The organism is Streptomyces sp. NRRL B-3229 (assembly GCF_000719505.1).
Taxonomy (GTDB): domain Bacteria; phylum Actinomycetota; class Actinomycetes; order Streptomycetales; family Streptomycetaceae; genus Streptomyces; species Streptomyces griseorubiginosus.
On the sequence record NZ_JOGP01000008.1, the window covers coordinates 427,103 to 442,064 of the forward strand.

Sequence of the window (14,962 nt, forward strand, 5' to 3'; positions counted from 1 at the left end):
CCGGCCCGACTGCCGTGTCCCAGGATCCTAGGACGCGGACGTGCCGGGCTTGTCCTTCTCGGCCTTGGCGGCCTTCTCCGCCTTCGCGGCCTCCGCGATCTGCCGCTTGGCCGCCGTCGCGTAGATGTCGACGTACTCCTGGCCGGAGAGCTTCATGATCTCGTACATGACCTCGTCGGTCACCGCGCGCAGCACGAAGCGGTCGTGCTCCATGCCCTGGTAGCGGCTGAAGTCCAGGGGCTCGCCGATCCGGATGCCCGGGCGCATCAGCTTGGGCATCACCTTGCCGGGCGGCTGGATCTTCTCGGTGTCGATCATGGCAACGGGGATGACCGGGGCGCCGCTGGCGAGCGCCACGCGCGCGAGGCCGCCGGGCTTGCCGCGGTACAGGCGTCCGTCGGGCGAGCGGGTGCCCTCGGGGTAGATGCCGAACAGCTCGCCGCGCTCCAGGACCTCCAGACCGCTCCTGATCGCCGCCTCACCGGCGCCGCGCGCGCCGGAGCGGTCCACCGGGAGCTGGCCGACGCCCTTGAAGAAGGCGGCCGTGAGGCGGCCCTTCACCCCGGGCGTGGTGAAGTACTCGGCCTTCGCGATGAAGGTGACCTTGCGGTCGAGGACCGCCGGCAGGAAGAAGGAGTCGGAAAAGGAGAGGTGGTTGCTCGCCAGAATGGCGGCACCCTCGGCGGGAATGTTCTCCAGGCCTTCCACCCAGGGCCTGAAGGCGACCTTCAGCGGCCCGCCGATGGCGACCTTCATCGTGCCGTACAACAACCGAGTGCCTCCTGTGTCCGTCGCTCAGACCTTAACCCGGAGCGCTGCCAAAGAGTCCGACGGCCCTGGTCGGTGTCAGTGCGGTCGCGTACGGTGAACCACACCCGGACTTGCTCACACTTCTTTCATGAACAGGAGACCCAGGTGCCGGTCCTCCCCGGAGCCGAGCCGTTCCGCCATGAGGGCGGGGAGGCCGGTGTCCTTCTCTGCCACGGCTTCACCGGTTCCCCCCAGTCGCTGCGTCCCTGGGCCCAGCACCTCGCCGACCGTGATCTGACGGTCTCCCTGCCCCTGCTGCCCGGGCACGGCACCCGCTGGCAGGACATGGCGCTCACCGGCTGGCAGGACTGGTACGCCGAGGTGGACCGCGAGCTGCGCGCCCTGAGCGAGCGCTGCACCTCCGTCTTCGTGGCCGGGCTCTCCATGGGCGGCACCCTGGCCCTCAGGCTCGCCGCCCGGCACGGGGACGCGGTCAGCGGAGTCGTGGTCGTCAACCCGGCGAACCGGATGCACGGCCTCGCGCCGTACGCCCTTCCGGTGGCCCGGCACTTCTTGCGCACCGCGCCCGGGATCGCCAGCGACATCGCCAAGGAGGGCAGCGTCGAGCTGGGGTACGACCGGGTGCCGCTGCACGCGGCGCACTCCCTGCGGACCTTCTTCCGGCAGGTGGACGGCGAGCTGCCGCAGGTCACCCAGCCGCTGCTGGTGCTGCGCAGCGCCCGGGACCATGTGGTGCCGGCGGCCGACACCGCGCGCGTGCTGAGTCGGGTGTCGTCGACGGACGTAACAGAGATCGTGCTGGAACAGAGCTACCACGTGGCGACGTTGGACCATGACGCGGAGCGGATTTTCGACGAGAGCCTCGCGTTCATCGGCCGGCACACCACCGGCATCGGCAGTGAAGGGACGGCCGCCCGTGGCTGAGCACGACTCCGACCGTGAGGACCGCGAGGGTCACGAGGGCCACGAGCCGGAGGAGCAGGGCGTTCCGTTCGACGAGGAGGCCGCGTGGGCGGCGATCGTCGCCGGGTACGGCGAGGAGCCGAAGGATCCGCCGGGCACCAAGCCGTTCAAGTCGGTCGAGGACCTCGCGCTCCTGGAGACCGAGACCAACGACGAGCCGACGACCGCGGAGAAGACGGAACCCGGCGCGCGGAAGGACGAGAAACCCGTGAAGCCGCTGGGCGGCTCCGTCTCCTTCGCGCCCGGTGTGGGACCGCGCGACTACAGCGCCCCGGAGCCGTCCGAGGACGACTTCGAGGAGGACGACGAGGGCCACTTCGTCCCGCCGGAGCCGCCGCCGCTGCCCGCCGCCGACACCACCGCGAAGTTCGCGTGGCTGGGGGTGCTGGGCGGGCCGCTCGTGCTGCTGGTCGCGGTGCTGCTCGGCTGGGAGATGACCTGGTGGCTGGCCACGGTCGGGATCGGTGGCTTCCTGGGCGGCTTCGTCACGCTGGTGACGCGGATGCGGACGGACGACGAGGACGACGGCGACCCGGGGCGGGGAGCGGTCGTCTGATCGGGCGTCGCCCGGGCGGCGTCGTCTAGCTCGCGGGCACGTTGAGGGTGGCCAGGACCGGGAGGTGGTCGGTGGCCGCCCTCAGGTCTGTCCCGGTGATCCCGGGGAGGTCGGTCGGCACTCCGCAGCCGAGCACCTCGATGCCCTTGGTGGCGAAGACGGCGTCGATGCGCTGCGGGGGCTCCGAGTGGGTCCAGGTGTGTTCGCCGCCGGTGGGGCTGGTCGCCCAGCAGTCCTGGAGGTTGGCCGCGAGACGGCTGAAGGCGGGTCCCGAGGGGCGGTCGTTGAGGTCGCCGCCGGCGATCGCGTGGTCCACGCCCATGCCGGCGAGGCGGTCGAGGAGCGCGCCCGCCTGCTCATAGCGCTCGTTCTTCTGGAGCGAGAGGTGACAGCTCAGCACGCCGAGGCGGGCACCGCCGATCCTTACGACGGCGGTGGCGAAACCCCTTCGGTGCAGCCCCGGAGTGAGGGGGAGCAGGACGTCCTCCGTGCGTTCGACCGTGACCCGCAGGTTGCAGAGGATGGCGGGTCCCGCGGCGGTGCCGCCGCCGGTGAGGATGACCAGCCCCGAGGCCGACGCCAGCCGCGCGAGCTTCTTGCGCCAGCGGAAGAAGAGGGGGGCCTCTTGGATCAGGACGAGGTCGGGTTCACAGGCGCTGATGACACGGGCCAGTGCGTCCGTGTCGTCGCGCATCGAGCGGATGTTGTAGCTCAGGACTTTGACCGGAACCATGTGGATCAATTTACGCCCAAGAGGGAGGGGCGCAGGGACCGTGCGCGACTGCCGGTTCGTTGTGGCTGGTCGCACAGTTCCCCGCGCCCCTGAAAAAGCTACAGTCACCGTTACATGATCGGATCCGGCTCTCTCGCCAGGTCCGCCGCGCCCACCAGGCCCGCCTCGTTGCCCAGTTGGGCGGCGATGACGTCGGCGACCGGGCGCCAGTTGCCGCCGACCAGCCAGCGCTTGTAGGACTTGCGGATCGGGTCCAGGACCAGTTCGCCCTCGTCGGACAGGCCGCCGCCGACGATGAAGGCGGAGGGGTCGAAGAGGGAGGCGAGGTCGGCGAGGCCCGCGCCGGCCCAGCGGGCGAGCTCCCGGTAGGAGTCGACGGCTACCGGGTCTCCCTGGCGGGCGGCCATGGAGATGTGCTTGCCCTCGATGCCGTCCGGACTGCCGTCGCCGAGCCCGAGGAGGATCTCGGCGTTCTCCGGGGTGGCGTTGGCGCGCTGCTTGGCGTACCTCACCAGCGCCCGCCCCGACGCGTACTGCTCCCAGCAGCCCTGCGAGCCGCAGCCGCACATCAGGCCGTCGGGGACCATGCGGATGTGGCCGAACTCGGCGGCCACGCCGAAGTGTCCGCGGCGCAGCTTGTTGCCGATGATGATGCCGCCGCCGAGACCGGTGCCGAGGGTGATGCAGATGACGTTGCGGTGGCCCTTGCCCGCGCCGAACTTGTACTCGCCCCACGCAGCCGCGTTGGCGTCGTTCTCCACGACGACCGGGAGGCCGACCCGGGCCTCGACCTTCTGCTTCAACGGCTCGTTGCGCCAGTGGATGTTGGGGGCGAAGTAGACCTCCGAGCGCTGGCGGTTGACGTATCCGGCCGCACCGATGCCCACGCCCACGATGTCGTGCCCGGCACGCGCGCCCTCCACCGCCGAGGCGATCGCGTCCACGATGCCCTCGGCCGTGCCCGGGGTCGGCACCTTGTAGGTCGAAAGGATGTTGCCTTCCTCATCGACCACGCCGGCCGCGATCTTCGTGCCGCCGATGTCGACGCCGATGGTGAGTCCCATGAATCCCTCAGTTTCGGTCGAGCCCCGCTACGGTCAACCGTACCCGAGGCCCTGCCGTCGGAGGGTTTCAGTCCAAGTCGATGCGCTCACCGGGGCCGGTGCCCTCGCCCCGGTCACGGCCGTCGCCGTCGGGGTCCCGCGGCCCGGTGCCGCGGGCCGTCCAGCGCTGTTCCTGGGCCTGGACCGCGGAGCGGTACGCGGCGAGGAGCTCCCCGCCCGCGGCCGCGAGGTGGTCGAAGACGTCCGGGTTGCGCTCTATGACCGGCTCGACCGCGGCCTTGGCCTGCTGGACGACCTGCCGGACCACCTGCTGGGCGGCGGGTCCGGCGATGCCGCCGAGCAGCGGGGACTGGATGCCGGACAGCTTCTCCGCGACGTTGTCGACGAGCTTGCGCAGTTCCTCGGCCGCCGAGCCCGGGGGCGGGCCGTACTGGGTGCGGCGGCGCGCCTTCTCCGCCGCGAGGTCCTCAGCGGCCGCCGTCGCCCACGCGTCGGCGTCGGTCGCCCGTACCTCGTCGTTCGCCTCGTGTTCCCCGGCGTCGGACGGGGGGAGCTGTTCGCTCATGACGGACTCCTGACTACGGTTCGTCCCTCCGACGTTACCCGAACGGCCGTACGCGGTTCACGGGGTGCGGGGCCACAGGTCCGGGTCCGGCGCGAACCGGATCCGCAGCTCGCCGTCGCGCAGGGCGGCGCCGGCCACCGTGCAGCGCCGCAGGACGGAGGGCAGCGGGACGATCCGGCGGAACTGCCCGGCGCTGACGACGAGTTCGTCGCCGCGCCGGATCAGGTCCAGTTCCTCCCGTACGGCGCCGGGCAGCGGGATGTGCCACACGAGGACGCCGTCCTCGGCGAGCTGGTCGGCGACGGGCCACTCGACGGTGGAGGTCGTGGCGTTGACGCCGGGCACCTGGAGGGCGTCGAGGTCGTCGGTGCCGCGCGGGTCGTGGCCGAGGTGCGGGAGGGCCCGGACGTCGTACGTCTCCTGCCACTCCTCCAGAACCTTGCGCTGCTGGGCGACCAGGCCGGGGGGCCAGTCCTCCGGTACGGCCCGGTTGGCGACCAGGGTGTCGGGGCGCAGGCCGCGCAGCGCGAGGGCGAGGGTCGCGGACCGTACGGCGTCGCTGCCCGCGGGGCCGGGCTCGGCGACCAGGCGTACGACGCGGTGCCGGTCGGCGAGGACGGCCTCGACCGCGCCGAGTTCGGTGTCCCAGCGGGCGGCGGTCTCGTACAGCCACTCCGAGGGCATGGGAACCCCGGCGAGGCGTCCGAGCACGGGACGCAGACCGGCGGCGGCCTGACGCTCGGCCGGCAGGAGGCGGCGCAGGTAGCGGCGCAGTTCCTCGGGGAGGGAGAGGAGGGCGAGGGCCTGCGGGGTGGGCGGCAGATCGACGACGAGCAGCTCGTGCCGCTCGGAGAGCGCCGCGTCGCGCAGGGCGCGCAGGAGGGTGAGTTCCTCGGCGCCGGGCAGCGGGGTGACCTCCTCGGGGTCGAGCCGGGAGGCGCCGAGCAGGTTCAGCACGTTGGAGGCGCGGTCCTGGAAGCCGGCGAGGTCGTCGCGGAAACCGGCGGTCGCGTCGGGGCGCCACGCGGTGAGGGTCGCGGAGATCCGGGCGGGCGTCGCACCGGTCGGTGTGCCGAGGATCGTGCCGAGGGTGTCGGTGCGGTCGGCACTCAGCACGAGGGTGCGGGTGCCCTCGCGGGCGGCGGTGAGCGCGGTGGCGGCGGCGACGGTGGTGCGTCCGCTGCCGCCGGGGCCGGTGATCAGGATGGTGCGCATAGGGGTGAACCGTAACGGACGCCGAGGATGTGCCTCGCTGTGTCGTCTTGCGGTTGCGGGTGCGTCGTGGCTGGTCGCGCAGTTCCCCGCGCCCCTAAAAGCATGTGGGTGGAGTCCCACCTGTTTGGGGGCGCGGGGAACTGCGCGACCAGCCCCCACCGGCACGCGGCCGACGACGAACCGGCGAACCCCTACTGCCCCGACTCCACCCGCTTCTTCAGCCCCGCCAGCGCCCGGTCGATGATGACCTTCTCCGCCTTGCGCTTGATCATGCCCAGCATCGGGATCTTGACGTCGACCGTCAGCAGGTAGGTGACCTCGGTCGAACCCGCCCCCACCGGCTTCAGGACGTACGAGCCGTCCAGCTGCCGCAGCATCTGGGACTTCACCAGCGTCCAGGAGACCTCGTTCCCGCCGGTCCACGTGTAGCCCAGCACCTGGTCGTCCTTGATCGCGCCCGCGTCCATGACCAGCCGGACCTGCTCGGCGCGGCCGGACGCGTCCGTCGAGAGCACCTCCGCCTGCTTCACCTCGCCGGTCCAGTCCGGGTAGCGGGCGAAGTCGGCGATCACGGCCATGACGTCGGCCGGCGCAGCTTCGATCGTGATGCTCGAACTGGTGTGTTCCGCCATCGCCGTGGCTCCTCCAGATACGGACCGCTGAGAAAGGGTGGTACGCACGTCTGTGCAGCGTGAAGGCTACCGCGCGTGCGGACTCACCATTCCAGCGCCCACGACTTCCCGGTCCCCGCGAAGTGCCCCACGTTCACGCACTCGGTCGCCCCGATCCGCATCCGCCGGGTGAGGGGCTGGTGCACATGACCGAAGAGGGAGTACCGGGGGCGGGTCCGGCGGATCGCGTCCAGCAAGGCCCGGCTCCCCCGCTCGAACCGCCGCGCCACCGTGTCGTAGACCAGCTCCGGCACCTCGGGCGGGATGTGGGTGCACAGCACGTCGACCTCGCCGACCGCCTCGATCTTGGCCGCGTACTCCTCGTCGCTGATCTCGTACGGCGTCCGCATGGGGGTGCGCAGGCCGCCGCCGACGAAGCCGAACGTCCAGCCGCCGATCTCCACCCGCTCGCCGTCGAGCACGGTGGTTCCGGGTCCGGCGTACTCCGGCCAGAGGGACGGCATATCGACATTGCCGTACGTGGCGTACGTCGGTGTCGGGAAGGCCGCGAACATCTCGGCGTACTGCTTGCGCACCGCCTTCTCGATCACCGAGGCCCGGTCGGCGTCGATGCCGCCCCACAGCCGGGCGCCGAGTTCGCTCGCCTCCTTGAAACGGCGGGCGGTGCGCAGTTCCACGAGCCGGTCGGCGTTCTCCACCCCGAACAGGTCGGGGAAGATGCCGCGCGAGTGGTCGGCGTAGTCGAGGAAAAGAACAAGGTCACCCAGGCAGATCAGGGCGTCGGCGCCCTCGCCGGCTCTGGCCAGGTCACGGGCGTTGCCGTGCACATCGCTGACCACATGAACGCGCGTAGTCCGGCTTCCGGCCGGTGAGGGTGCCATGACGATCAAGGGTAGGCCTGTGGGGCATACGTGAACAGTGGCGGCCGGGCCTGCGGTTACTGGCCAGTCAGTAAGCAGGTGGACTACTGTGCGGCAGGAACCCCCATCCATGTGACGCACCGAACATCTCGTCGGGACCCCCTGTCGAAGAAGCCATACCGGCGGGTAACGTCCGGGCAGTCCAGTCGTGCTCAGCATGTCAATCACTGCCTGAGCACCTGCCCGAGCCTTGGACCGACCGTCGCATCACACAACGTCGTGGCGCCGGCGCCCTATGAGGAGCAGCAGTCTTGCGCGAGTTCAGCCTTCCGGCTTTGTACGAGGTCCCTGCGGACGGCAATCTCACCGACATCGTCCGGAGAAACGCCGCGCAGCATCCCGATGTCGCCGTCATCGCCCGCAAGGTGGGCGGCGCGTGGCAGGACGTGACGGCCACCGCCTTCCTGGCCGAGGTGCACGCCGCCGCCAAGGGGCTCATCGCCTCCGGCGTCCAGCCGGGCGACCGCGTCGGTCTGATGTCGCGCACCCGCTACGAGTGGACGCTGCTCGACTTCGCGATCTGGAGCGCGGGCGCGGTCACCGTGCCGGTGTACGAGACCAGCTCGCCGGAGCAGATCCAGTGGATCCTCTCCGACTCCGGCGCGACCGCCTGTGTGGTGGAGCTGGACACGCACTCCGCGGCCGTCGAGTCGGTGCGCGAGCAGCTGCCCGCGCTCAAGCACGTCTGGCAGATCGAGGGCGGCGCGATCGAGGAACTGGGCCGCGCGGGCAAGGACATCAGCGACGCGGCGGTGGACGAGCGCAGCTCGCTGGCGAAGGCCGACGACCCGGCCACCATCGTCTACACCTCCGGCACCACCGGCCGCCCCAAGGGCTGTGTGCTGACCCACCGCAGCTTCTTCGCGGAGTGCGGCAACATCGTGGAGCGGCTGCGCCCGCTGTTCCGCACCGGCGAGTGCTCGGTGCTGCTGTTCCTGCCGCTCGCGCACGTCTTCGGCCGGCTGGTGCAGATCGCGCCGATGATGGCGCCGATCAAGCTGGGCATGGTCCCGGACATCAAGCAGCTCACCGACGAACTGGCGTCCTTCCGGCCGACCCTGATCCTCGGCGTGCCGCGGGTCTTCGGAAAGGTCTACAACTCGGCGCGCGCCAAGGCGCAGGCGGACGGCAAGGGCAAGATCTTCGACAAGGCCGCCGACACCGCGATCGCGTACAGCAGGGCGCTGGACACCCCGTCGGGTCCGCCGCTCGGCCTGAAGATCAAGTACAAGACCTTCGACAAGCTGGTCTACAGCAAGCTGCGGGCCGTGCTGGGCGGTCGTGGCGAGTACGCCATCTCCGGGGGCGCCCCGCTCGGCGAGCGCCTCGGGCACTTCTTCCGCGGTATCGGCTTCACCGTCCTGGAGGGCTACGGCCTGACCGAGTCCTGTGCGGCCACCGCGTTCAACCCGTGGGACCGCACGAAGATCGGTACCGTCGGCCAGCCGCTGCCGGGTTCGGTGATCCGGATCGCGGACGACGGCGAGGTGCTGCTGCACGGCGAGCACCTGTTCAAGGGCTACTGGAACAACGAGGCCGCCACGGCCGAGGCGCTCACCGACGGCTGGTTCCACACCGGTGACATCGGCACCCTCGATGAGGACGGCTACCTCAGGATCACCGGCCGCAAGAAGGAGATCATCGTCACGGCGGGCGGCAAGAACGTCGCCCCGGCCGTGATCGAGGACCGTATCCGGGCGCACGCGCTGGTCGCGGAGTGCATGGTGGTGGGTGACGGGCGGCCGTTCGTGGGCGCGCTGGTCACCATCGACGAGGAGTTCCTGGGCCGTTGGGCCGAGGAGCACGGCAAGCCGGCAGGTTCCACCGCGGCGTCGCTGGCCGGGGACGCGGACCTGAACGCGGCGATCCAGGCCGCGGTCGACGACGGCAACGCCGCGGTGTCGAAGGCGGAATCGGTGCGGAAGTTCCGCATTCTGTCCTCCCAGTTCACGGAGGAGACGGGCCACCTCACGCCGTCGCTGAAGCTCAAGCGCAATGTGGTGGCGAAGGACTTCGCCGGCGAGATCGAGGCCATCTACGCCAAGTAGTCACCGGCACAGGGCTTATGGCGCGGTGTCCTCCACGAGGACCCGCGCCATCGTCCGTTCGGCGAGTGCCGTGATGGTGACGAACGGGTTCACCCCGATGTTGCCGGGGATCAGCGAGCCGTCGGTGACGTACAGCTTCGAATACCCCTTCACCCGGCCGTAGTTGTCGGTGGCCTTGCCCAGCACGCAGCCGCCGAGCGGGTGGTAGGTGAAGTCGTCGGCGAAGACCCTGCTGGGCGAGCCGAACAGGTCGTACCGGTAGATGGTCGAGTTGGCGGAGTTGATCCGGTCGAAGAGCTTCTTGGCCATGCCGGAGGAGACAGCGCTCTGTGCCGCGCTCCAGTCGAGGGCCAACCCCCCGCTGCCGTAGGAGAATCTGGCGCGCTGCGGGTTCTTGGTGATGGCCAGGTACAGGCTCACCCAGTGCTCCAGTCCCGTGGGCAGAGGCGCGATCTCGGCGAAGACGGGGTTGTCGGCGTTGGCCCAGTCGTCGATGCCCATGACCGGCATGGTCGACTGGTTGGCCCCGACGGTGTCCCACAGGTGGTTGGCCCGCCCGAGCATGGTGTTGCCGTTGGGCCCCCAGCCCGCCCCGACGCTCGCGTCCAGCGCCGGGAGCGTCCCCGACTGCCGCGACCTGAGCAGGAGTTCACTCGTGCCCAGGCTGCCGCCGCCGAGGAACAGGTAGGTACAGGAGTACTGCTTGGTCTCCACGACCGCGCCGGTGTAGTCGATGCGGTCGGCGGTCAGCACCCAACTGCCGTCGCCCGCCCGGCTGATGCCGGTGACCTTCTCCAGGGTGTGGATGGTGACGTTGCCGGTGCCGAGCGCGGACGCCAGATACGTCTTGTCGAGGCTCTTCTTGCCGAAGTTGTTGCCGTAGATGACCTCCTGGCCGAGGGCGGACTTGGTGGCGGTGCCTGCGGCCTCGCGCTGCATGTAGCCGAAGTCGTAGACGCTGGGCACGAAGGTGGTCTTCAGCCCGGTGTTCTGGGCGTGCTTGCGGGAGACACGGCTGAACTTGTACCACTCGGTCGACTCGAACCAGGCCGGGTCGATGGTGTTGACGCCGAGCATGGCGCGGGCGCGCGGGAAGTACGTGGCGTACATCTCGACGGTGTCGACGGTCGGGAACTGCTCGGCGAAGTAGGACTGGAGCGGGGTGACCGCCATCGAGCCGTTGACGAGGGAGCCGCCGCCGACTCCACGGCCCACGAAGACGGACATGTTGGCGAAGTGGACCCGGTCCAGGACGCCGGGGTAGGGGCTGATGTCCTTGTTGACGACGTCCAGCCACAGGAAGGTGGCCAGCGGCGCCTCGGAGCGGGTGCGGAACCACATGGAGCGCTGGTCGGGGTTGGCGGTGTTGCAGAAGACCTTGCCGTCGGGGCCTGCGGTGTTCCAGAGCCGTCCCATCTCCAGGACGAGGGTGCGGATACCGGCCTGGCCCAGCCGGAGGGCGGCGACGGAGGCGCCGTAACCGGAGCCCACGACGATGGCGGGTGCGGACTCGACCGCGGCGGGCTCGTCCGCGCGGGCCGACTGGAGCCCGACGCGGGTGAAGCCGAGAGTGGCCGCCGTCTGAAGGGCGGCCATACCAAGGATCTGACGTCTAGTCAGCTGACGTTGTATCAGTTTTACTGTCATGGCCGCAGCATCGGCGGATTATCGGCCTCCGGCTATAGCAGCGTCTTCAACTTTTCCGCCAACAAGTCCCACCGCCACTTCTCCTCGACCCACTCCCGTCCCCGCTGCCCCATGCGCCTCCGCAGTTCCGCGTCGCCGAGGAGAACGGTGATCCGCTCGGCGGCCTCCTCCGGGGAACGACCGCGCACCACCCACCCGGTCTCCCCGTCGAGCACGGCGTCCGGGGCGCCTCCGGAGTCCCCGGCGACGACGGGCAGCCCGGTGGCCGAGGCCTCCAGGTAGACGATCCCGAGCCCCTCGACGTCGAGCCCGCCCCGCCGGGTCCGGCACGGCATCGCGAAGACGTCCCCGGCGCCGTAGTGCGCGGGCAGCTCGGCCCAGGGCACGGCTCCGGTGAACCGCACGGAGGCGGCGACCCCGGTCTCGTGGGCGAGCTTGCGCAGCTCCCTCTCGTACGGGCCGCCCCCGACGATCAGCAGCACGGCCTCGGGCTCCTCGGCGAGAATCCGCGGCATGGCGAGGATGAGGGTGTCCTGCCCCTTGCGCGGCACCAGCCGCGAGACGCACACCACCACCGGCCGTTCCGTGAGCCCGAGGCGCGCCCGCACGGCCTCCCCGCCGGAGCCGGGGTGGAAGGTCTTCTCGTCGACCCCCGGCGGCAGCTGCACCATCCTTGCGGCGGCCTTCGGGCTCAGCGCCCCGGCGATCCGCGAGCGCGTGTACTCGCCGAGGTAGGTGATCGTGTCCGTCGACTCGCCGATGCGCCCCAACAGCTGCCGTGCGGCGGGCAGTTGGGCCCACCCGGCCTCGTGCCCGTGGGTCGTCGCCACCAGCCGCTCCGCCCCGGCCCTCCTGAGGGCGGGGGCCATCAGCCCGAGCGGCGCGGCCGCCCCGAACCACACCGACGTGCACCCGTGCTCCCGCAGCAGCCCGACGGCCCTGCGGGTCGCCCCGGGCGTCGGCAGCAGCATGGTCGTGGAGTCCCGTACAACGGTGAAGGGCTGCTCGGCGTCGAAGGCCGCGGTCGCCTCGACGCCCTCCCGGCTCCGCTTCCAGGTGGAGGCGTAGACGACCAGCCGCTCGGGGTCGAGCCGCAGCGCCATGTTGTGCAGGAACGCCTGGATGCCACCGGGACGGGGCGGGAAGTCGTTCGTCACGATCAGGGTCTTGTGCATCGCCGCCGACCCTACCGAACGGGCTGCTCACAGCCGGGCACGGCCGCGTTTATGGCACCCTCACAGGAGAGCGGGACATCATGTTCCCCTCAAGACCGGAAATGAACGGCAGGGGATCACGTGGAGACGACGGCCTGGCGGCGGTCCCTGACCGGACTGCTGCTGACCTGGGGCGTGACCAGGCTGTTGCTGCTGCTCTGGGTCTACAAGGTGTACGTCTTCCCGGGCCCGGACGTCACCAGTGACGTGTCGGTCATCTACCAGGGCTGGTACGACGTCCTGCGCACCGGAACGTTCCCGCAGGACGACGTGACCTGGCAGTACCCGCCCGCCGCCGCCCTCGCGATCCTCTCCCCCGCCCTGCTGCCGTTCCTCGAGTACACCCAGGCCTTCTTCCTGATCGCCTTCGCCGCCGACCTGGCCGTCCTCGCCCTGCTGCTGTACGCGGGCCTGCGCCCCGGCCGGCGGCTGCGCGGGGCCTGGGTGTGGGTGGCGGGCGTACCGCTGCTCGGACCGACGGTCTACTCCCGCTACGACGTGATGGTGACCGCGGTGGCGGTAGCCGCCGTCCTCGCGGCCGCCCGGCATCCCCGGGTGGCCGGGGCGCTGGTGGGCTTCGGGGCCATGCTGAAGGTGTGGCCGGCGCTGGTCCTGGTCGGGATCCGCAGGCGGAGCGTATGGGCCTGGGCGGCGGTGACGGCCGGCGTGGTGGCCGGGGTGTTCTCCCTCGCGATGCCCGGGGCCTTCGCCTTCCTGACCTTCCAGCGGGAGCGGGGCACCGAGGTGGAGTCGCTGGGCTCCCTGGTCTTCCACATCGCCCGGCACCACGGCTGGAGCGGCTCGGTGCTGCTCAACTACGGCTCGGTGGAGTTCCTCGGCCCGTGGGTGACCCTGGTCTCCACGGCCGCGCTGGCGCTGACCGGCATGGCCTTCGGACTGCTGCTGCTGTGGCGGCTGACGGCCACCCGGTTCCAGGCCCACACGGCGGCCGACGCGGCCCTGGTGGCGGTGCTGATGTTCACCACCACCAGCAGGGTGATCAGCCCGCAGTACATGGTGTGGCTGGTCGGCCTGGCGGCGGCCTGTCTGTGCTTCCGCGCCAGCCGGATGGGGCTGCCGGCCGTCCTGGTGCTGGTGGCGTGCTTCGTGACGGTCCTGGAGTTCCCGATCTGGTTCGCGGACGTGGTCGGCAGCACCCCGCGCGGAATCGGCCTCCTCGTCGTCCGCAACGGCCTCCTGGCCCTCGCCACGGCCATCGGCATGCGCGAACTGTGGCGCGACACGGTCCCCCAGCAGACCCTCCCGACCCCGCCCCCGCCCCCGTCCTCGGATCAGACGGAAACCCCGGCCCAGGAGGCCCCGGCGTCCTCCTGAGCGCCCCTGCCGGCCCGCCGCAGGAGCACGAGCACCGGTCCGCACTGCACCGCCATGGCCAGCGCGAGCGCCAGACACACCCCGGGCAGCCCGAGCGCGGCGAACCCGTACGCCGCCACCGACTGCACGGCCGTGCCCAGCAAGGTCACCCGGAGCAGCACGGGCGCTCCCCCACTGCCTTCGAAAACCCCACCGAGCGCGATGCAGCAGGCCATGAGCACGAGATACGGGCCGACGCAGCGCAGGAACAGCACGCCGGTGTGGGCGACCTCGGGTCCCGCCCCGAAGGCGGCCATGATCCACGGCGCGGTCGCCAGGAGCAGGACGGCGGCCACGAGCCCGACGGCCCCGGACACGACCAGCGCCGCCCGCCCGACCGCCCGCCGCTCGTCCTGTCCCGCTCCCCGCAGCTGGGCGGTGTGGATCGAGGCGGCCTGCCGGACAGCGTAGAAGGCCATGGTCGCCACGTACATGACCTTGTACGCGATGGAGTAGGCGGCCACCGCCGTCACCCCGAGCCGCGCCACGATCGCGACGAGGACGAGGGTGCCGCCCTGGCGCAGGGTGAAGTCGGCGGCCATGGGCAGCCCGGTCCTGAGCACGCGTCCGAGCGCGGTCCCACCCCCGGCGGACGGCCGCAGCAGGGCGTTCCGGCGCAGGGCGACCAGTCCCACCGCCAGGGCCACGACCCGGCACAGCACGGTCGAGGCGGCCGCCCCCTGGACGCCGTACGCGTGGATCAGGAACGGGTCGCACACCAGGATCAGCCCGTTGGCGAGGAGGGCGAGGCGCATGGGGGTGCGGGTGTCACCGGTGCCCTTGAGGATGCCGTCCACGAGCTGCTGGGCGAAGAAGACGGCGATGCCTGGCATCGAGAGTGCGAAGTAGGCGGTGGCGAGGGACACGGCCGGGCCGTCGTCGAGGACCAGCCGGGACAGGGGCTCCCTCAGCAGGAACCCGCCCCCGGCCACCACCGGGGTGACCAGAGCCCACAGAGCCGTGCCGCCGCGCACCGCCGCCCGCATCCCACCGGGATCCCGCGCGCCCCGGGCGTGGGCGACCAGCACGGTCGTACCGGAGCCGAAGACGAGCGCGACGCCGAGCAGCACGTTCTCCGCACCGGTCGCCACGGCGACGGCGGCGACGGCCGGGCCGCCGAGCCGGGAGACCCACACCGTGTTGATGATTCCTGCGGCGACGGAGGCCAGCAGGCCGAAGTAGACGGGACGGGCGAGCGCGACGAGCTGTCTGCGGTGGCTGCTCACTGATTGACCCCCCTCGATACGAGCTACCTCGAAT

At 71.0% G+C, this 14,962-nt stretch carries 14 protein-coding genes; 4 read left to right on the forward strand and 10 right to left on the reverse strand.

Annotated features, from left to right (window positions below; translation table 11 throughout):
* Positions 1 to 27 precede the first annotated feature (27 nt).
* Positions 28 to 771, reverse strand: a complete 744-nt coding sequence (locus IF54_RS0116215) for a lysophospholipid acyltransferase family protein (protein ID WP_030319062.1) — start codon at positions 769 to 771, stop codon at positions 28 to 30.
* A 144-nt stretch (positions 772 to 915) separates the two neighbouring features.
* Here IF54_RS0116215 and IF54_RS0116220 point away from each other — a divergent pair, with 144 nt between their 5' ends.
* A complete protein-coding gene (locus IF54_RS0116220; protein ID WP_030319064.1) occupies positions 916 to 1,695 on the forward strand; it encodes an alpha/beta hydrolase in 780 nt (259 codons plus the stop codon).
* The gene (locus IF54_RS0116225) at positions 1,688 to 2,290 is read left to right on the forward strand and encodes a hypothetical protein (protein WP_030319067.1); all 603 of its coding nucleotides are present in this window, start codon (positions 1,688 to 1,690) and stop codon (positions 2,288 to 2,290) included. Before IF54_RS0116220 ends, IF54_RS0116225 begins: the two co-directional genes overlap by 8 nt.
* A gap of 25 nt (positions 2,291 to 2,315) precedes the next feature.
* Here IF54_RS0116225 and IF54_RS0116230 read toward each other — a convergent pair whose 3' ends face one another.
* The 6 genes from IF54_RS0116230 to IF54_RS0116255 form a co-directional block, all read right to left on the reverse strand.
* Positions 2,316 to 3,023, reverse strand: a complete 708-nt coding sequence (locus IF54_RS0116230; protein WP_030319069.1) for an endonuclease/exonuclease/phosphatase family protein — start codon at positions 3,021 to 3,023, stop codon at positions 2,316 to 2,318.
* A 110-nt stretch (positions 3,024 to 3,133) separates the two neighbouring features.
* Complete coding sequence (locus IF54_RS0116235) at positions 3,134 to 4,087, reverse strand: ROK family glucokinase (protein WP_020137409.1); 954 nt, start codon at positions 4,085 to 4,087, stop codon at positions 3,134 to 3,136.
* A 67-nt stretch (positions 4,088 to 4,154) separates the two neighbouring features.
* Positions 4,155 to 4,652, reverse strand: a complete 498-nt coding sequence (locus tag IF54_RS0116240) for a DUF5304 domain-containing protein (RefSeq protein WP_030319072.1) — start codon at positions 4,650 to 4,652, stop codon at positions 4,155 to 4,157.
* A 57-nt stretch (positions 4,653 to 4,709) separates the two neighbouring features.
* On the reverse strand, positions 4,710 to 5,867 hold the full coding sequence (locus IF54_RS0116245; RefSeq protein WP_030319074.1) for an ArsA family ATPase: 1,158 nt from the start codon (positions 5,865 to 5,867) through the stop codon (positions 4,710 to 4,712).
* Between the two features lie 191 nt (positions 5,868 to 6,058).
* Entirely contained in the window at positions 6,059 to 6,499 is a 441-nt protein-coding gene (locus tag IF54_RS0116250; protein ID WP_030319077.1) for an SRPBCC family protein, read from the reverse strand.
* Between the two features lie 83 nt (positions 6,500 to 6,582).
* Positions 6,583 to 7,380 (reverse strand): metallophosphoesterase family protein, encoded by a 798-nt coding sequence (locus IF54_RS0116255; protein WP_078851994.1) that lies wholly within the window; start codon positions 7,378 to 7,380, stop codon positions 6,583 to 6,585.
* 290 nt (positions 7,381 to 7,670) lie between these two features.
* Between IF54_RS0116255 and IF54_RS0116260 the strand changes: the two genes are divergently transcribed.
* Complete coding sequence (locus tag IF54_RS0116260; protein WP_030319082.1) at positions 7,671 to 9,467, forward strand: AMP-dependent synthetase/ligase; 1,797 nt, start codon at positions 7,671 to 7,673, stop codon at positions 9,465 to 9,467.
* 15 nt (positions 9,468 to 9,482) lie between these two features.
* Here IF54_RS0116260 and IF54_RS0116265 read toward each other — a convergent pair whose 3' ends face one another.
* Together IF54_RS0116265 and IF54_RS0116270 are read right to left on the reverse strand one after the other, a co-directional pair.
* Positions 9,483 to 11,063 carry a GMC oxidoreductase gene (locus tag IF54_RS0116265; RefSeq protein ID WP_030319083.1) on the reverse strand — a complete coding sequence of 527 codons (1,581 nt, stop codon included), beginning with the start codon at positions 11,061 to 11,063 and terminating at the stop codon, positions 9,483 to 9,485.
* An 83-nt stretch (positions 11,064 to 11,146) separates the two neighbouring features.
* Complete coding sequence (locus IF54_RS0116270; protein WP_030319084.1) at positions 11,147 to 12,289, reverse strand: glycosyltransferase family 4 protein; 1,143 nt, start codon at positions 12,287 to 12,289, stop codon at positions 11,147 to 11,149.
* A 120-nt stretch (positions 12,290 to 12,409) separates the two neighbouring features.
* On the opposite strand from IF54_RS0116270, the gene IF54_RS0116275 reads away from it, so the two are divergent.
* On the forward strand, positions 12,410 to 13,663 hold the full coding sequence (locus tag IF54_RS0116275) for a glycosyltransferase family 87 protein (protein WP_030319086.1): 1,254 nt from the start codon (positions 12,410 to 12,412) through the stop codon (positions 13,661 to 13,663).
* Here the strand turns inward: IF54_RS0116275 and IF54_RS0116280 are convergent.
* Entirely contained in the window at positions 13,621 to 14,928 is a 1,308-nt protein-coding gene (locus IF54_RS0116280; RefSeq protein WP_030319087.1) for an MATE family efflux transporter, read from the reverse strand. The genes IF54_RS0116275 and IF54_RS0116280 overlap by 43 nt on opposite strands.
* Positions 14,929 to 14,962: the final 34 nt, after the last annotated feature.